At 54.8% G+C, this 16330-nt stretch carries 19 protein-coding genes and 1 tRNA gene; 10 read left to right on the top strand and 10 right to left on the bottom strand.

Going from position 1 to position 16330, the window contains the following annotated elements; translation table 11 throughout:
* Nucleotides 1-116 precede the first annotated feature (116 nt).
* Nucleotides 117-647 (top strand): lipocalin family protein, encoded by a 531-nt coding sequence (locus ABR39_RS05460; RefSeq protein WP_047346107.1) that lies wholly within the window; start codon nt 117-119, stop codon nt 645-647.
* Here ABR39_RS05460 and sugE read toward each other — a convergent pair.
* Nucleotides 644-961: a quaternary ammonium compound efflux SMR transporter SugE gene (gene sugE, locus ABR39_RS05455; protein WP_047346106.1), complete on the bottom strand. Its 318-nt coding sequence runs from the start codon at nt 959-961 to the stop codon at nt 644-646. The two genes, ABR39_RS05460 and sugE, sit on opposite strands and share 4 nt — an antisense overlap.
* A gap of 261 nt (nt 962-1222) precedes the next feature.
* On the opposite strand from sugE, the gene ABR39_RS05450 reads away from it, so the two are divergent.
* Nucleotides 1223-1822 carry a helix-turn-helix transcriptional regulator gene (locus ABR39_RS05450; protein WP_047346105.1) on the top strand — a complete coding sequence of 200 codons (600 nt, stop codon included), beginning with the start codon at nt 1223-1225 and terminating at the stop codon, nt 1820-1822.
* Nucleotides 1823-1860: 38 nt separating this feature from the next.
* Here ABR39_RS05450 and ecnB read toward each other — a convergent pair whose 3' ends face one another.
* The 3 genes from ecnB to efp form a co-directional block, all read right to left on the bottom strand.
* The gene (gene ecnB, locus ABR39_RS05445) at nt 1861-2007 is read right to left on the bottom strand and encodes a lipoprotein toxin entericidin B (RefSeq protein ID WP_047346104.1); all 147 of its coding nucleotides are present in this window, start codon (nt 2005-2007) and stop codon (nt 1861-1863) included.
* A 108-nt stretch (nt 2008-2115) separates the two neighbouring features.
* A complete protein-coding gene (locus ABR39_RS05440) occupies nt 2116-2247 on the bottom strand; it encodes an entericidin A/B family lipoprotein (RefSeq protein ID WP_047346103.1) in 132 nt (43 codons plus the stop codon).
* Nucleotides 2248-2295: 48 nt separating this feature from the next.
* Nucleotides 2296-2862, bottom strand: coding sequence for an elongation factor P (gene efp, locus ABR39_RS05435; RefSeq protein WP_010427766.1), 567 nt, complete (start codon nt 2860-2862; stop codon nt 2296-2298).
* A gap of 40 nt (nt 2863-2902) precedes the next feature.
* On the opposite strand from efp, the gene epmB reads away from it, so the two are divergent.
* Entirely contained in the window at nt 2903-3931 is a 1029-nt protein-coding gene (gene epmB / locus ABR39_RS05430; protein ID WP_047346102.1) for an EF-P beta-lysylation protein EpmB, read from the top strand.
* A 65-nt stretch (nt 3932-3996) separates the two neighbouring features.
* Here epmB and ABR39_RS05425 read toward each other — a convergent pair whose 3' ends face one another.
* The 3 genes from ABR39_RS05425 to ABR39_RS05415 all read right to left on the bottom strand — a co-directional run bounded on the left by ABR39_RS05425 (nt 3997) and on the right by ABR39_RS05415 (nt 6453).
* Entirely contained in the window at nt 3997-4350 is a 354-nt protein-coding gene (locus ABR39_RS05425; RefSeq protein ID WP_047346101.1) for a DUF4156 domain-containing protein, read from the bottom strand.
* A gap of 134 nt (nt 4351-4484) precedes the next feature.
* The gene (groL, locus tag ABR39_RS05420; RefSeq protein ID WP_029742112.1) at nt 4485-6128 is read right to left on the bottom strand and encodes a chaperonin GroEL; all 1644 of its coding nucleotides are present in this window, start codon (nt 6126-6128) and stop codon (nt 4485-4487) included.
* Between the two features lie 31 nt (nt 6129-6159).
* Nucleotides 6160-6453, bottom strand: coding sequence for a co-chaperone GroES (locus ABR39_RS05415; protein WP_003855929.1), 294 nt, complete (start codon nt 6451-6453; stop codon nt 6160-6162).
* A gap of 179 nt (nt 6454-6632) precedes the next feature.
* Here ABR39_RS05415 and yjeH point away from each other — a divergent pair, with 179 nt between their 5' ends.
* Nucleotides 6633-7871, top strand: coding sequence for an L-methionine/branched-chain amino acid transporter (yjeH, locus tag ABR39_RS05410; protein ID WP_047346100.1), 1239 nt, complete (start codon nt 6633-6635; stop codon nt 7869-7871).
* Nucleotides 7872-7904: 33 nt separating this feature from the next.
* Here the strand turns inward: yjeH and ABR39_RS05405 are convergent, their stop codons facing one another.
* Nucleotides 7905-8369: an FxsA family protein gene (locus ABR39_RS05405; RefSeq protein WP_025758222.1), complete on the bottom strand. Its 465-nt coding sequence runs from the start codon at nt 8367-8369 to the stop codon at nt 7905-7907.
* Nucleotides 8370-8704: 335 nt separating this feature from the next.
* On the opposite strand from ABR39_RS05405, the gene aspA reads away from it, so the two are divergent.
* The 5 genes from aspA (at nt 8705) to ABR39_RS05380 (ending at nt 14305) form a co-directional block, all read left to right on the top strand.
* The gene (aspA, locus tag ABR39_RS05400) at nt 8705-10141 is read left to right on the top strand and encodes an aspartate ammonia-lyase (RefSeq protein ID WP_003855923.1); all 1437 of its coding nucleotides are present in this window, start codon (nt 8705-8707) and stop codon (nt 10139-10141) included.
* Between the two features lie 115 nt (nt 10142-10256).
* Entirely contained in the window at nt 10257-11558 is a 1302-nt protein-coding gene (locus ABR39_RS05395; RefSeq protein ID WP_024907357.1) for an anaerobic C4-dicarboxylate transporter, read from the top strand.
* Nucleotides 11559-11671: 113 nt separating this feature from the next.
* Nucleotides 11672-11995, top strand: coding sequence for a divalent cation tolerance protein CutA (gene cutA, locus ABR39_RS05390; RefSeq protein ID WP_014168278.1), 324 nt, complete (start codon nt 11672-11674; stop codon nt 11993-11995).
* Entirely contained in the window at nt 11971-13680 is a 1710-nt protein-coding gene (locus ABR39_RS05385; RefSeq protein WP_047346099.1) for a protein-disulfide reductase DsbD, read from the top strand. Before cutA ends, ABR39_RS05385 begins: the two co-directional genes overlap by 25 nt.
* 49 nt (nt 13681-13729) lie before the next feature.
* The gene (locus ABR39_RS05380; RefSeq protein ID WP_047346098.1) at nt 13730-14305 is read left to right on the top strand and encodes a transcriptional regulator; all 576 of its coding nucleotides are present in this window, start codon (nt 13730-13732) and stop codon (nt 14303-14305) included.
* On the opposite strand, the gene ABR39_RS05375 is transcribed toward ABR39_RS05380, so the two are convergent.
* Together ABR39_RS05375 and ABR39_RS05370 are read right to left on the bottom strand one after the other, a co-directional pair.
* Entirely contained in the window at nt 14302-14892 is a 591-nt protein-coding gene (locus tag ABR39_RS05375) for a LysE family translocator (RefSeq protein ID WP_047346097.1), read from the bottom strand. The genes ABR39_RS05380 and ABR39_RS05375 overlap by 4 nt on opposite strands.
* 36 nt (nt 14893-14928) lie before the next feature.
* Nucleotides 14929-15774 (bottom strand): AraC family transcriptional regulator, encoded by an 846-nt coding sequence (locus ABR39_RS05370; RefSeq protein ID WP_047346096.1) that lies wholly within the window; start codon nt 15772-15774, stop codon nt 14929-14931.
* 169 nt (nt 15775-15943) lie between these two features.
* On the opposite strand from ABR39_RS05370, the gene ABR39_RS05365 reads away from it, so the two are divergent.
* Nucleotides 15944-16019: transfer RNA gene (locus ABR39_RS05365), tRNA-Phe, on the top strand.
* The last annotated feature ends 311 nt before the right edge of the window (nt 16020-16330 follow it).

Genomic DNA, 16330 nt, shown 5'->3' with positions numbered 1-16330 from the left:
TCGCCTTACCCGGCCTACAAAATCCACCGTGTGACCACCCGGCGAAACACACCGCACGTTCCCCACATTTTCCTTGCCGTCATCTACACTTAACAAAAAACAGTAAGGAAACTCCTATGCGCATTCTGCCTGTTATCGCCGCGGTGACAGCCGCGTTTTTAGTGGTTGCCTGCAGTTCCCCTACCCCACCACCTGGCGTTACCGTCGTCACGCCTTTCGATGCACAACGCTTCCTCGGAACATGGTATGAAATCGCGCGCCTCGACCACCGGTTTGAGCAGGGCTTAGAGAAGGTCACTGCACATTACAGCCCGATGGATGATGGTGGTATTCAGGTGATCAACCGGGGATATAATCCCGACAGGGAGATGTGGCAACAGTCGGTTGGGAAGGCCTACTTCACCGGCGACCCGCGACGGGCCGCGCTCAAAGTCTCTTTCTTTGGCCCGTTTTATGGCGGCTATAACGTGATCGCACTCGACAGAGAGTACCGTCACGCGCTGGTCTGCGGGCCGGATCGCGACTACCTGTGGATACTCTCCCGCACGCCAACTATTTCGTCAGAGATGAAACAGCAGATGCTGGACGTCGCGACCCGGCAAGGGTTTGATGTGTCAAAACTCATCTGGATAGAACAACCCCATTAGTGGGTGCTGAGCTTCAGCCCAATGATTCCGGCCACAATCAGCGCGAGGCTGGCGATACGCGCCAGACTCGCGGACTCTCCCAGCAGCAGAATGCCCGTGATGGCAGCCCCCACCGCACCAATGCCCGTCCAGACGGCATAAGCCGTTCCGACAGGCAGAGATCGCATCGCCCATGACAACAGAACAATACTCACTATCATCGCGGTGACGGTAATGACGCTGGGGGTCAGGCGGGTAAAGCCGTGGGTGTATTTGAGACCAATCGCCCAAACTACTTCGAGCAGGCCGGCAATAAAAAGAACGATCCAGGACATTTCAGGCTCCTTAACTTAATACAAGTTGGGGCCGTCCCCGGTGAAAGAAACGCTTACGGGTCGTCCCGTAAGGCAGAGATTACGCCCTATATTGTGGTTAACGTGCGATTTTTTTTCAATCCCTTTCTGCTGAACACGTTAAGGCAAGAAATAGCCGCAGTAAGGCGCGTAGTTCCGGCATTTAGCACTCATCCGACTTCTCTATGATGATGTGCTTTCTGATGGCAGGAAGCCAAACCACTAGCCGACTGCGAATAAAATATGTTCAAAATTCTTTTGATTGACCGTTGTCACTTCACCCGAACGGGGTTTGAAGCATGGCTCAATCATTCCGGTTTGTTCCCGGGACACTACGTTGTGACCGGGCTGAATAATCTGTTCCTTGCCAGAGAGCATATTCTGCAATGGAAACCCACGCTGGTTATCGCTGACCTGTACGGCTTCAGGCAGGATATCCACCATTTTCAGCAGCTCTCTTCCTTGCTTAACGCCAGTGAACGATTGCCGTTTATTTTATTGCAGTCGGGAGAGGACAGCGGCCTGACAGACTGGCTCGGGCAGTTCCCGGTTTGGTCGTCGTTACTGAAAAACGCCACTCTTGAAGAAGTGGCCACGGCGATCAACGACGCGTTGCTCTCGCGCACAGGCGCTGACAGGCCAACGGTGGCCGCCCCGTTGCTGACCCGACAGGAAGAGAAAGTGCTGACATTGTGGATGGATGGCGCGAGCAATCAGAAGATTGCCGCTTACCTGAGTATCAACGGAAAAACGGTCTATACCTATAAGCGCAATATCCGCATGAAACTGCATATGGATACGCGTTTCTCCCCGTTTTTATCCCTGCAGGAAGTCGAGAATTGACGGTACGGTGAAAGTGTCGTGCCGTACCGTCCATACTTTTAGTTCTGGGCTTTCGTTGCTGCACCAGAAATAGCATTACCACCGTCGGAGATATCTTCCCCTACGCCGCGGGTGGTATTACATGCAGTCAACACTGTGGAAAGTACGAGAACAGAAAAGATCGCTGCAATTGTTTTCTTAACCATAATATCTTCCTTTTATAGCCAAAGTTGTTTTGTGTATAGCAACTTAAGAATAGACAAGATCCCGTCGTTTGACGGAAAAGGAAGCATTTTTAGGAAAATTAGACGGTGTTAGCTGGCAGCGTGAGAAATGATATGGCCGAGATCCTGGATATCTTCACCTACGCCGCGCGCGGTGTTACACCCGGAAAGCATTGCGCTGGAGAGCGCTAACAGAAGCAGAATTTTAACGGTACGTTTCATCATCCCTGCCTGCAAAAATCAGGCGCAGCGGGCGCTGCGCCCTGACTATTACTTCACGCGTGATACGTATTCGCCGGAGCGGGTATCCACTTTGATCACTTCGCCAGTCTGTACGAACAGCGGAACTTTAACCACTGCACCGGTGGACAGTTTGGCTGGCTTACCGCCAGTACCTGCGGTGTCACCTTTCAGACCTGGGTCGGTTTCCACGATTTCCAGCTCTACGAAGTTTGGTGGGGTCACAGCGATAGGCTGGCCGTTCCACAGGGTCACGATGCACTCGGCCTGATCCAGCAGCCATTTAGCGCTGTCACCTACCGCTTTCTCATCAGCAGACAGCTGTTCGAAAGTGGAGTTGTTCATGAAATGATAGAACTCGCCGTCGTTGTACAGATAGGTCAGGTTCATATCAACAACATCAGCGCCTTCAGCGGAGTCAGTAGACTTGAAGGTTTTCTCAACACGGGTACCGGTCAGCAGGCGGCGCAGCTTAACGCGTGCGAATGCCTGGCCTTTACCTGGTTTAACGAATTCGCTGGCTTCAACCGCGTACGGTTCGCCGTCCATCATGATTTTAAGACCAGCACGAAAATCGTTGCTATAGTACGTTGCCATAAGGCCCTCTAAATTTGTTAACTGGTAGCTAAGCCACAAAATGGCGCATATTGTAACCCTAAACACCCCGTCCAGAGAAGATTGGTTATCGCAACTTGCCGATGTAATCACCAGTCCTGATGAATTGCTGCGTCTTTTAGACCTCGATCAGCACCCAGAGTTGCTTGCAGGCCGGGAGGCGAAGCGCCTCTTTGCCCTGCGTGTTCCCCGCGCGTTTGTTGCCAGAATGGAGAAAGGAAATCCTGACGATCCTTTATTAAAACAAATGCTTACTTCGCAGGATGAGTTCATTACTGCGCCGGGATATAGCACCGATCCTCTTGAAGAGCAGAACAGCGTGGTGCCGGGTTTACTGCACAAGTATCTCAACCGTGCCCTGCTGCTGGTAAAAGGCGGTTGTGCGGTAAATTGTCGTTATTGCTTCCGTCGGCACTTCCCGTATGCCGAAAACCAGGGCAATAAACGCAACTGGCAGGTCGCGCTGGACTATATCGTCGCCCATCCGGAGCTGGATGAGATCATTTTTTCCGGCGGCGACCCGCTGATGGCGAAAGATCACGAGCTGGACTGGCTGCTGACTCAGCTTGAAGCCATCCCGCACATTAAGCGTCTGCGCATTCACAGCCGTTTACCGATTGTCATTCCGGCGCGTATCACTGACGGCCTGGTATCGCGCCTGGAGCAGTCTCGACTGCAGGTGCTGCTGGTGAACCACATTAACCACGCGAACGAAATTGGCGATGATTTTCGCGCGGCGATGGCGCGTTTGCGTAACGCGGGCGTGACGCTGCTGAACCAGAGCGTGCTGCTGCGTGGCGTAAACGATAGCGCCCGCGTGCTGGCTGACCTGAGCAATGCGCTGTTTGATGCGGGCGTGATGCCCTATTACCTGCACGTGCTGGATCGCGTTCAGGGCGCGGCCCATTTCATGGTGACGGATGAAGAAGCCCGGCAGATCGTGCGCGAACTGTTAACGCTGGTTTCAGGCTATATGGTGCCGAAGCTGGCACGTGAGATTGGCGGTGAGCCGAGCAAGACGCCGCTGGATTTGCAGCTGCGGCAGTGCTAGAAGGCAGGTGGCGCTACGCTTACCTGCCCTACGGGGTCCGGGCGCAGCGCCATCAGCAAATTAACTCAGTTCGGGCACTTATAGACCTGGCCGTTCATCTGGCTGGCGGTCGGCACGAAGCTGGACAGCATTCCCTGCGTTGGGCTGCTCACGCCGTAAATTACGTTACCGCCCATTGCCGCAGCCTGGTTACGCAGGGCATTCGCCGCACCGCGCATAGAGCCACCTTCTTCGCCATGCTGACCCGACATCCAGTTACTTTGCTCACCGGAGGCCGTGCCTAACAGCTGGCATTCGCTGCCCGGCTTATCTTCCACAAAGCGAACACCCTGGCCCGCTGCCGACAGCTCATTGCTGGAGCTACAACCCGCCAGCAGCAATGCTGCTCCTACGATCCCTGCACAGACTTTTACGCGCATGTTATTCCTCGTTTTCAATAAGCTGGACAGTAGTTGTCCGTGTGTAAATCTTATACCTAAAAGATGACCAAAAGAAAAACCCCCGAGCATTTCTGCCCGGGGGTTTTTCACATTCTAAGCGGTAAAGCGCACGATTACATCATGCCGCCCATACCACCCATGCCGCCCATGCCAGCAGCACCTAAGTCAGGAGCATCGCCTTTAGGCAGGTCGGTTACCATGCACTCGGTAGTGATCATCAGGCCAGCTACAGATGCCGCGTACTGCAGAGCAGAACGGGTCACTTTAGTTGGGTCCAGGATACCGAAGTCGATCATGTTGCCGTATTCTTCCGTTGCCGCGTTGTAACCGTAGTTACCTTCGCCCGCTTTCACGTTGTTGGTCACAACAGATGGCTCTTCACCGGCGTTGGATACGATCTGACGCAGAGGTGCTTCCATTGCGCGCAGCGCAACTTTGATACCCACGTTCTGATCTTCGTTCTGCGCGGTCAGGCCAGCCAGTTTAGCGGCAACACGCACCAGCGCAACACCACCACCAGCAACCACGCCTTCTTCTACCGCAGCACGGGTCGCGTGCAGCGCATCGTCAACGCGTGCTTTTTTCTCTTTCATTTCAACTTCAGTCGCAGCACCAACTTTGATTACCGCAACGCCGCCTGCCAGTTTCGCTACGCGCTCCTGCAGTTTTTCACGGTCGTAATCAGAAGTTGCTTCTTCGATCTGCTTACGGATCTGACCAACGCGGCCCTGAATAGCAGCTTCTTCACCCACGCCATCGATGATGGTGGTGGTGTCTTTGTTGATCACAACGCGTTTCGCCTGGCCCAGGTCTTCCAGGGTCGCTTTTTCCAGCTCCATACCGATCTCTTCAGAGATCACGGTACCGCCAGTCAGGGTAGCGATATCCTGCAGCATCGCTTTACGGCGATCGCCGAAGCCAGGTGCTTTAACCGCAGCCACTTTCACAATGCCGCGCATGGTGTTAACCACCAGCGTTGCCAGCGCTTCGCCTTCAACGTCTTCAGCGATGATAACCAGCGGTTTGCCTGCTTTTGCAACGGCTTCCAGAACTGGCAGCATTTCGCGGATGTTGGAGATTTTCTTGTCAGCCAGCAGAATGAACGGGCTTTCCAGCTCAACAGCGCCAGTTTCTGGCTTGTTGATGAAGTATGGGGACAGGTAACCGCGGTCGAACTGCATACCTTCAACCACGTCGAGTTCGTCTTCCAGACCGGTACCGTCTTCAACGGTGATCACGCCTTCTTTACCGACTTTGTCCATCGCTTCCGCGATCAGTTTACCTACGGTTTCGTCGGAGTTAGCGGAGATAGTACCAACCTGAGCAATCGCTTTAGAGTCAGAGCACGGTACGGACAGCGCTTTCAGTTCTTCAACAGCGGCAGTGACAGCTTTGTCGATACCACGTTTCAGATCCATTGGGTTCATGCCCGCAGCAACGGCTTTCAGACCTTCGGTGATGATCGCCTGCGCCAGTACGGTCGCGGTGGTGGTACCGTCGCCTGCAGCGTCGTTCGCTTTAGAGGCAACTTCTTTCACCATCTGCGCACCCATGTTTTCGAACTTGTCTTCCAGCTCGATTTCACGTGCTACAGAAACACCATCTTTGGTGATGGTTGGCGCGCCGAAGGATTTATCCAGCACTACGTTACGGCCTTTCGGGCCCAGGGTCACTTTAACTGCATCTGCCAGTACGTTTACGCCGCGGAGCATTTTTACACGAGCGTCGTTACCGAATTTTACGTCTTTAGCTGCCATGTTCTTATTTCCTCAAATTCTCGTGCGTAAATTACGCTTCAACAATTGCCAGAATGTCGCTCTCGGACATGATCAACACTTCTTCATTGTCGATCTTCTCGGATTTCACGCCGTAGCCATCGTTGAAAATTACGATGTCACCAACTTTAACGTCCAGTGGCTGCACAGTTCCGTTTTCCAGGATGCGGCCCTTACCGACAGCGATGATTTCGCCACGCGTTGATTTGGCTGCTGCAGAACCGGTCAGAACGATGCCGCCAGCAGACTTGGTTTCAACTTCTTTACGTTTGACGATCACACGATCATGTAACGGACGAATACTCATTGATAGCTCTCCTTTGAGAAAGTCATTATCAGTTATGGATGACGCCGGCCCGCAAGCGGTTTTCCGACTAGTGCCCTGAGAGATGGGGATAGCTTTTTACCCCTTCAAGGGGGAGTTGAAAAAAAAATTTGCGAAAGTGTTACCATCGCCTCTCTTTTGGTAGTGGCAGGGCGATGTCAATGAGTGGACTCAAGCAGGAGTTGGGGCTGGCGCAAGGCGTTGGCCTGCTCTCAACCTCCTTGTTAGGGACGGGCGTGTTTGCCGTACCCGCACTGGCGGCACTGGTGGCAGGAAATAACAGCCTGTGGGCGTGGCCGGTGCTGATTGTGCTGGTTTTCCCGATAGCCATTGTGTTTGCCATCCTGGGACGGCATTTCCCCAGCGCGGGCGGCGTGGCGCATTTTGTCGGGCTGGCCTTTGGCCCGCGGCTGGAGCGTGTGACCGGCTGGCTGTTTCTCTCCGTTATTCCGGTTGGCCTCCCTGCGGCGCTGCATATTGCGACCGGCTTTGGTCAGGCACTGTTTGGCTGGCATGACGAGCAGTTGCTGCTGGCCGAACTGGGTACGCTGGCTATCGTCTGGTGGGTAGGCTCTCGCGGCGCCAGCTCGAGCGCGAATCTGCAAACGCTGGTTGCGGTATTGATTATTGCCCTGATTGCCGTCATCTGGTGGGCGGGTGATATCACGCTGAAAGACATTCCCTTCCCGGCGGTAACAGACGTCGACCATTCACAGCTTTTCGCCGCGCTCTCCGTCATGTTCTGGTGTTTTGTGGGCCTGGAAGCCTTTGCTCATCTGGCCTCGGAATTTAAGCAGCCTGAACGCGATTTCCCGCGCGCGCTGATGATTGGCCTGCTGCTGGCAGGTACGGTTTACTGGGCATGTACCGTGCTGGTGTTACACTTCAACGCCTTCGCCGCGGATAAAGCGGCCGCCGCTTCGCTCCCCGGCATTGTGGTGCAGCTGTTTGGAGTGAAAGCGCTATGGGTTGCCTGCGTCATCGGCTATCTGGCCTGCTTTGCCAGTCTGAATATTTATATCCAGAGCTTTGCCCGTCTGGTGTGGTCTCAGGCGCGCTATAGGCCCGAGAGCCGCCTTGCGCGCCTGTCTAAACGTCAGCTCCCCTTGAACGCCCTGAATGCCGTACTGGGCTGCTGCGTGCTGAGTACGCTGTGTATTCACGCGCTGAAGATCAATCTGGATGCGCTGATCGTCTACGCCAACGGCATTTTCATCATGATCTATCTGCTGTGTATGCTCGCGGGCTGCCGTCTGCTGAAAGGTCGCTATAAAGCCCTGGCGGTCGTTGGGGGCGTGCTTTGCCTGCTGCTGCTGGCGATGGTGGGAGGGAAGAGTCTGTACGCTATTGTCATGCTGGCAGGGCTGTGGCTGTTTTTACCGAAACAGCAGAATCCGTAGGCCCGGTAAGCGAAGCGCCACCGGGCAATAACATCACCGATCGTCTTTATGATCTAACCGGTCGTGCTGTTCATCCTTACGCTGATACTCCCCTTCAAACGTATCGCCTGGCCCGGTACTAAAACCACCGCCCGGCATACGGCTAAAGCGCAGATGCGGCAGCAGCTTCATGGTCAGGTGTTTTTGCACCGGCGGCAGAAGAAGCAGAAGGCCGAGGAAGTCGGTGAAAAAGCCCGGCAAAATCAGCAGCAGCCCTGCGATAATCAGCGAGACGCTTTTGATCATCTCTGCTGCCGGACTTTCGCCTGCAGCCATCTTCTGCTGCATTATCAGGAAATTTTTGAAACCCTGATTACGCACCAGCGACATGCCGATGACGGAGGTGAAAATCACCAGAATCAGCGTCAGCAGGACGCCCAGCACGTGGGCAACCTGAATGAAAATGGAAATCTCGATGTAAACATAGAGAAAGAAAGCAATAAACGGTATCCAGCGCACTGGCATCTCCTGTGTGGCAGGTGCCCTCGGGCCCCTGTCTGAATGTGTTCGCGACGCGCGTTTGTATGAGATGGTGACGGTTAGCGAAAATTCAATCAGTTTGCACGGATATTTTTTTTGGAAATATTAAAGCGGTGACTCATTTCACAGATTAATAATTATCATGGAATCGGGTCGATAATAAGTGATCCAGCTTACGGCAATTCGCTATCATCAGCATATGATCTCGGGCATCTGGCTGATTGAGGGAATAATCGTCGGCCAGAAAATATTCAAAACCACATAAATACTGTGTGTTTAGTACAATCCATCGGCAGCTTGAAAAGAAGGTTCACATGTTAAACAACATTCGTATCGAAGAAGACTTGTTGGGTACCAGGGAAGTTCCAGCGGATGCCTACTACGGTGTCCACACTCTGAGAGCGATTGAAAACTTCTACATCAGCAACAGCAAAATCAGCGACATCCCTGAGTTTGTCCGTGGCATGGTGATGGTGAAGAAAGCCGCAGCACTGGCCAACAAAGAGCTGCAAACCATTCCTAAAAGCGCGGCAAATGCGATTATCGCAGCCTGCGATGAAGTGCTGAACAACGGCAAATGCATGGATCAGTTCCCGGTTGACGTCTATCAGGGCGGCGCGGGTACCTCCGTCAACATGAATACCAACGAAGTACTGGCAAACATCGGCCTGGAGCTGATGGGTCACCAGAAAGGTGAATACCAGTACCTGAACCCGAACGACCACGTGAACAAATGCCAGTCCACCAACGACGCCTACCCTACCGGCTTCCGTATCGCGGTGTACGCCTCTGTGGTGAAGCTGGTGGACGCGATCAACCAGCTGGGCGATGGCTTCCAGCGTAAAGCGGTTGAGTTCCAGGATATCCTGAAAATGGGCCGTACCCAGTTGCAGGACGCGGTGCCAATGACCCTCGGCCAGGAATTCCACGCGTTTAACGTGCTGCTGAACGAAGAAACCAAAAACCTGCTGCGCACCTCCGAGCTGCTGCTGGAAGTGAACCTGGGCGCAACCGCCATCGGTACACGCCTGAACACCCCGGACGGCTATCAGCAGCTGGCGGTACAGAAGCTGGCTGAAGTCTCTAACCTGCCGGTTGTGCCTGCAGAAGACCTGATTGAAGCCACCTCAGACTGCGGTGCCTACGTCATGGTACACAGCGCCCTGAAACGTCTGGCGGTGAAACTGTCCAAAATCTGTAACGACCTGCGCCTGCTCTCTTCCGGCCCGCGCGCTGGCCTGAATGAAATCAACCTGCCAGAGCTGCAGGCCGGTTCATCCATCATGCCGGCTAAAGTGAACCCGGTGGTGCCAGAAGTGGTGAATCAGGTTTGTTTCAAAGTCATCGGTAACGATACGACCGTGACCATGGCCTCTGAAGCGGGTCAGCTGCAGCTGAACGTGATGGAGCCAGTGATTGGCCAGGCCATGTTTGAATCCATCCACATCCTGACTAACGCCTGCTACAACCTGCTGGAAAAATGCATTAACGGCATCACAGCAAACAAAGAAGTCTGTGAGGGTTATGTCTATAACTCCATCGGGATCGTCACCTACCTCAACCCGTTCATCGGTCACCACAACGGTGACATCGTCGGTAAGATTTGTGCCGAAACCGGTAAGAGCGTACGTGAAGTGGTGCTGGAGCGCGGGCTGTTGACCGAAGCCGAGCTGGACGATATCTTCTCGGCCCAGAACCTGATGCACCCGGCATATAAAGCGAAACGATATACCGATGAAAGCGAACAGTAACCGTTCAGGCTAGGCTTCTTAAGGCACGTCACTTGTGACGTGCCTTTTTTCTTTTTAGGTGTTACCGAAATACAACAATTCAATATCAACTTGTTAATAAGCAAGGCAGGTCCTTATGTTTGGAGCAGAACTCGTCATCGTCTTGTTGGCGATTTATTTGGGAGCAAGACTCGGGGGTATCGGCATCGGTTTTGCCGGCGGTCTCGGGGTGCTCGTTCTTACCCTTATCTTTCAGATTAAACCCGGCGCAATCCCGTTTGACGTTATTGAAATCATCATGGCAGTTATTGCCGCTATCGCCGCCATGCAGGTGGCAGGCGGTATGGACTATCTGGTAAGCCTGGCGGAGCGTATGCTGCGCCGCCATCCAAAATACATTACCTTCCTTGCCCCGCTGGTCACCTGGTTTATGACCATTCTCGCCGGTACGGGTCACACCGCGTTCTCCACGCTGCCGGTGATTACGGAAGTGGCGAAAGAACAGGGTATTCGTCCGTCTCGTCCGCTCTCTATCGCGGTGGTGGCGTCTCAGATTGCGATTACCGCCTCGCCGATTTCCGCAGCAGTGGTGTTCTTCGCCGGTATCCTTGAGCCAATGGGCGTGAGCTACCTGACGCTGCTGGCGATCTGTATTCCGGTCACGCTGATTGCGGTGATGATTACCGCCGTGCTGTGTAACTTCCTCGGTGCCGAGCTGAAAGACGATCCGGTCTATCAGGAACGCCTTGCCAAGGGTGAAGTGAGCCTGCGCGGTAGCCAGGTCTTCGAACTGAAGCCACACGCGAAACGCTCCGTGCTGCTGTTCCTGATTGGTATCGTCGCCGTCATGTTCTACGCGACCGCGATCAGCGATACCGTCGGTCTGATCCAGAACCCGGTACTGCCGCGTAACGAAGCGATTGTCGTGTTTATGCTGACTATCGCGACGCTGATTAGCATCACCTGTAAAATTGACACCAGTGAAGTGCTGAACGCCAGCACCTTCAAATCCGGCATGAGCGCCTGCGTGTGCGTACTCGGCGTGGCGTGGCTTGGTGATACCTTCGTAAAAGCGCACATTAGCGACATCCAGACCGTCGCCGGCGACCTGCTGCACAACTACCCGTGGCTGCTGGCGGTCGTGCTATTCTTCGCTGCGACCCTGCTTTACTCCCAGGCGGCGACCACCAAAGCGCTGATGCCTGCGGCACTGATGCTGGGCGTAACGCCGTTAACCGCCATCGCCTCGTTTGCTGCCGTCTCTGCCCTGTTCGTGCTGCCTACCTATCCAACCCTGCTGGCAGCGGTAGAGATGGATGACACCGGCTCAACCCGCATCGGTAAATACGTGTTTAACCATGCGTTCCTGATCCCGGGCGTGGTCGCCATTTCACTGTGCGTGATCCTCGGCTTTATCATTGGCGGCGTGGTGCTGTAAACCGTTAAGGGTTGTAAAAATAGTTAAAATCGGGCCGCTCTGCGGCCCGTTTCATTAATGACCTGTTGTCTTGCGTGATATAGTGAAGCCTTTCGTGATGAGGAGGTCGACTTGTGAACACGCCTGATGCTGTTGTCGTACTGTGTACCGCCCCTGATGAAGCCTCTGCCCAGGATCTCGCCGCCAAAGTGCTGGCTGAAAAACTGGCCGCCTGCGTGACGCTCCTCCCCGGTGCCACCTCTCTTTATTACTGGGAAGGCAAGCTGGAGCAAGAGTACGAAGTGCAAATGTTGCTCAAAACCAATCTGGCGAATCAGCAGGCACTCCTCGACTGCCTCAAATCTCATCATCCTTACCAAACCCCGGAGCTGCTGGTTCTGCCAGTGGTTCATGGCGATAACGATTATCTCTCATGGCTCAACGCTTCCTTACGCTGATCCTGCTGCTGTGCAGCACATCGGTATTTGCCGGGTTGTTTGACGCGCCCGGCCGTTCGAACTTCATCCCTGCCGACCAGGCGTTTGTTTTCGATTTTCAGCAAAACCAGCACGACCTTACCCTCACCTGGCAGGTGAAAGAGGGCTACTACCTTTATCGCAAGCAGGTGAGCATTACCCCTGCCCAGGCAAACGTGGGGGCATTACAGCTGCCCGCAGGCGAGTGGCATAAGGACGAGTTCTACGGCAAGAGTGAAATCTACCGCCAGCGCTTAAGCGTGCCCGTCACGGTGAATCAGGCGAATAAAGGCGCGACGCTGACGGTGACCTATCAGGGATGCGCGGACGCGGGATTCTGCTATCCGCCGGAAACGAAGGTTGTTCCGCTCAGCGAAGTGAAAGCAGCGGCTGCCGTTTCCCCTCTCCCCTCTGGAGAGAGGGCCAGGGTGAGGGGAGAAGGCGAAGCCGGGTCAGACCTGCCATTCTCAGCGCTCTGGGCCTTACTGATTGGCATTGGCATTGCCTTTACCCCGTGCGTGCTGCCGATGTATCCGCTCATCTCTGGTATCGTGCTGGGAGGTAAGCAACGGCTTTCCACCGCACGCGCCCTGCTGTTAGCCTTTATTTACGTGCAGGGTATGGCGTTGACCTACACTGCCCTAGGCCTTGTGGTTGCCGCAGCCGGGCTACAGTTCCAGGCTGCGCTTCAGCATCCTTACGTGCTTATTGGCTTGTCGATTGTCTTCATCCTGCTGGCGCTGTCGATGTTTGGCCTGTTTACCCTGCAGCTATCGTCTGCGCTGCAAACTCGCTTAACGCTGATGAGTAACCGCCAGCAGGGTGGTTCGGCAGGCGGCGTATTTGTGATGGGGGCCATCGCCGGATTAATTTGCTCCCCTTGCACCACCGCCCCGCTGAGCGCCATCCTGCTCTATATCGCCCAGAGCGGCAACATGTGGCTTGGGGGCGGCACGCTTTATCTCTATGCGCTGGGCATGGGTCTGCCGCTGATTCTGGTGACGGTATTTGGCAACCGCCTGCTGCCGAAGAGCGGCCCGTGGATGGAGACGGTAAAAACCGCGTTTGGCTTTGTCATCCTCGCGCTGCCGGTCTTCCTCCTTGAGCGTATCCTCGGGGACGTCTGGGGTATGCGCCTGTGGGCCATGCTCGGTGTAGCGTTCTTCAGCTGGGCATTTATCACCAGTCTGGGAGCGAAACGGCCGTGGATGCGTCTGGTGCAAATGATCATGCTCGCCGCCGCGCTGGTGAGCGTACGCCCGCTGCAGGACTGGGCGTTTGGTTCACCCGTGGGTCAGACGCAGGCGCATCTGAACTTCACTCAGATAAAGAACGTGGAAGAACTCAACAGTGCCCTGGCGGAGGCGAAAGGCAAACCGGTGATGCTAGATCTCTATGCCGACTGGTGTGTCGCCTGCAAAGAGTTTGAAAAATACACCTTTAGCGATCCGCAGGTGCAACGTGCACTCAAAGAGACGGTGCTTCTTCAGGCGAACGTCACCGCCAACAATGCGCAGGATAAGGCCCTGCTGAAACAGCTTAACGTTCTCGGTCTGCCCACCATTTTGTTCTTTAATGAACGGGGTGAAGAGCAGCCAGAACAGCGTGTAACCGGGTTTATGGATGCAGCGGCATTCAGCGCGCATTTGCGCAATCGCCAACCGTAAACAACACTTTAGACGGGACAAACCGTTGGGAATAGCGGAGGAGATAACCGTGCAACGCGAAGACGTACTGGGACAAGCCCTGCAATTACTTGAGATTCAAGGGATAGCCAGCACCACGCTTGAGATGGTAGCCGACCGTATCGATTACCCCCTGGATGAACTTAAGCGCTTCTGGCCAGATAAAGAGGCGCTGCTTTATGATGCCCTGCGCTACCTCAGCCAGCAGGTTGACGTCTGGCGCAGGCAGCTGATGCTGAATGAAGAACTGACCGTGGAACAAAAGCTGCTGGCGCGCTATACCGCCCTGACGGAATGCGTCAGCAACAACCGCTACCCGGGCTGTCTGTTCATCGCCGCCTGCACATACTTCCCGGATCCAGGACATCCAATCCACCAGTTGGCGGATCAGCAAAAACGTGCGGCGCATGACTTCACCCACGAGCTGCTGACGCGGCTTGAAGTGGATGACCCGGCAATGGTAGCTAAACAGATGGAGCTGGTGCTGGAGGGCTGCCTGAGCCGCATGCTGGTGAACCGTAGCCAGGCCGATGTGGATACGGCGCACCGCCTGGCGGAAGATATTCTGCGCTTTGCCCAGTGCCGTATGGGCGGAGCACTGACCTAGGCCAGCATGCCCGCCCAGGCGGAGACGAGCAGACACAGCGCCATCAGACGCTGAAATCGCACCATCGCCACGGTGGTGCGAAAAATTCGATTCACCGCTTTACCCAGCCACGCCCAGCACATCAAACAGGCTATTGAGATCAGCAGAAACCATAGCGCCATTAGCGCAATATCCCGCAAGGCATGGTCGCCCGCCGGGGCAAACAGGCTGACGACCGCCAGCGCCATCATCCAGGTTTTCGGATTCACGATCTGCAGTAGCGCCGCCGCCAGAGCGGTGAACCGGACAGGACTTTGAGAGGAAAGAGTGGCGGCCGGGGCGCTAAACAGCTGCCAGCTCATCCAGCTTAGCCACAGCACGCCCGCCCAGCTCATTATCTGGCGTATCAAAGGATACTGACGCAGCACTTCCCCTGCGCCCGCACCTGATACCAGCACGATCGCACTGGCCGCGATACACCCGCCCAGAATAGCAGGTACGGTATTTTTTACGCCAAAGTACTGGCTGTTCGTCAGCACCAGAATATTGGTTGGTCCCGGCGTAATGGAGGCGACAAAAGCGAACAACAGAAAGGGTATCAAACTCACAGGTGGCTCCTTTTTATTAGAGCCATGAATGTGCCGTTATTTTTTGGAAACGTCTGGAAGGTTTGTGCACAACCGTCGGTAGTGTGCCGGAGAGATACGGTACGCCCGCTGAAACCAACGCCCCAGGTGGCTTTGATCGGCAAAACCCACTGCCGCAGCCACATCAACGGGCAGCTCGCCGCGCGCCAGCAGTTGTCGGGCCTTTGCCAGACGCAGCTGAATAAGCCATGCATGTGGCGCCAGGTTGAACTCGCGCTTAAAACAGCGCGTCAGGGTAAAGCGATCCGTGCCCGTCTCGCGCGCAAGGTCTGACAGCCCCACATTCTCGCCGATATGGGCATAAAGGTAGTCGCGTGCACGATGTGCCACAGCAGCGCTTTGTAACTGAGTCGGGAGCTTCTTATGCCAGTGGCAATGGGCGGTGATGCGGGAGAGCAGATTGTCCATTGTGCTCTGCTGAAGGATTTTCATCTCATCATTATGCAAAGTAGAGAATGTCTCACCGATAGCGCGCACCAGCTGCGGCTCACGCGTCAGCGTTTGGGCAAAGTGGAGTGAATAATGCCCGGGAGTAGATTCGTACAGCCCCTGTAGCGCACGGGTGAGCCAGTGCTCATCCAGATAGAAGGTCAGATAGGTAAAGCCGCCCTCTACAGGCGCATCGCCGTCGTGGATCTCTCCGGGCTCAAGCAAAAACGCATCACCCGGCTGGCTACGATGACGCTCACGACGGCAGTGAAACTGCTGCGTGCCGGAGAGGGTTATCCCTACCAGATAGCTATCGTGCCAGTGTGGATCATAGGCATGCCCTTCGAAATGCGCTTTAATCGTCTCAATACCCGTATCTGCATGCTGACGCAGCTCAAGCCAGTCATTCTTCATACTGCCCTCCTCTTACTCTCAGCATTGCCGTATCACACAGGTACTGTCTGGAAGATTTGTGCATTTTCGCGGCGAAAGCGGACAGATTGCCGCAAACTTAAGCAGTTGAACAGCTTTTCCCGAAATAATGTTGACGATCGGGCGTGATTGCGGTTTAATGCGCTCCGTTGCCCGGATAGCTCAGTCGGTAGAGCAGGGGATTGAAAATCCCCGTGTCCTTGGTTCGATTCCGAGTCCGGGCACCACTATTTAAAGAACCCAGCCTATGGCTGGGTTTTTGCTTTTCCGCATTTATAAATCCCTTCTTTAGTATTCTTGTTTCTCTTTACCGCGGGATCGTGTGGTCTGCCATGCCCGGTGGCGCTGCGCTTACCGGGCCTACAGGTTTTGTAGGCCGGATAAGGCGAAGCCGTCATCCGGCATGTTTTCTGGCGTGCAAAGCAAAAAACCCCGCACCTTACGGTACGGGGTTCTTCTAATTGATGCCTGGCAGTTCCCTACTCTCACATGGGGAGACCCCACACTACCATCGGCGCTACGGCGTTTCACTTCTGAG

Source organism: Enterobacter genomosp. O, assembly GCF_001022965.1.
Taxonomy (GTDB): domain Bacteria; phylum Pseudomonadota; class Gammaproteobacteria; order Enterobacterales; family Enterobacteriaceae; genus Enterobacter; species Enterobacter cloacae_L.
This window is presented reverse-complemented; position numbering and strand designations above follow the sequence as displayed.

What these genes read in the sequence shown, in the direction of transcription:
- efp (WP_010427766.1), bottom strand. Translation starts at nt 2,862, where the DNA reads ATGGCAACGTACTATAGCAACGATTTTCGTGCTGGTCTTAAAATCATG.
- epmB (WP_047346102.1), top strand. Translation starts at nt 2,903, where the DNA reads ATGGCGCATATTGTAACCCTAAACACCCCGTCCAGAGAAGATTGGTTA.
- ABR39_RS05385 (WP_047346099.1), top strand. Translation starts at nt 11,971, where the DNA reads ATGGCTCAACGCTTCCTTACGCTGATCCTGCTGCTGTGCAGCACATCG.
- ABR39_RS05395 (WP_024907357.1), top strand. Translation starts at nt 10,257, where the DNA reads ATGTTTGGAGCAGAACTCGTCATCGTCTTGTTGGCGATTTATTTGGGA.
- yjeH (WP_047346100.1), top strand. Translation starts at nt 6,633, where the DNA reads ATGAGTGGACTCAAGCAGGAGTTGGGGCTGGCGCAAGGCGTTGGCCTG.
- ABR39_RS05440 (WP_047346103.1), bottom strand. Translation starts at nt 2,247, where the DNA reads ATGAAACGTACCGTTAAAATTCTGCTTCTGTTAGCGCTCTCCAGCGCA.
- groL (WP_029742112.1), bottom strand. Translation starts at nt 6,128, where the DNA reads ATGGCAGCTAAAGACGTAAAATTCGGTAACGACGCTCGTGTAAAAATG.
- ABR39_RS05415 (WP_003855929.1), bottom strand. Translation starts at nt 6,453, where the DNA reads ATGAGTATTCGTCCGTTACATGATCGTGTGATCGTCAAACGTAAAGAA.
- ecnB (WP_047346104.1), bottom strand. Translation starts at nt 2,007, where the DNA reads ATGGTTAAGAAAACAATTGCAGCGATCTTTTCTGTTCTCGTACTTTCC.
- ABR39_RS05450 (WP_047346105.1), top strand. Translation starts at nt 1,223, where the DNA reads ATGTTCAAAATTCTTTTGATTGACCGTTGTCACTTCACCCGAACGGGG.
- ABR39_RS05425 (WP_047346101.1), bottom strand. Translation starts at nt 4,350, where the DNA reads ATGCGCGTAAAAGTCTGTGCAGGGATCGTAGGAGCAGCATTGCTGCTG.
- ABR39_RS05460 (WP_047346107.1), top strand. Translation starts at nt 117, where the DNA reads ATGCGCATTCTGCCTGTTATCGCCGCGGTGACAGCCGCGTTTTTAGTG.
- sugE (WP_047346106.1), bottom strand. Translation starts at nt 961, where the DNA reads ATGTCCTGGATCGTTCTTTTTATTGCCGGCCTGCTCGAAGTAGTTTGG.
- ABR39_RS05370 (WP_047346096.1), bottom strand. Translation starts at nt 15,774, where the DNA reads ATGAAGAATGACTGGCTTGAGCTGCGTCAGCATGCAGATACGGGTATT.
- aspA (WP_003855923.1), top strand. Translation starts at nt 8,705, where the DNA reads ATGTTAAACAACATTCGTATCGAAGAAGACTTGTTGGGTACCAGGGAA.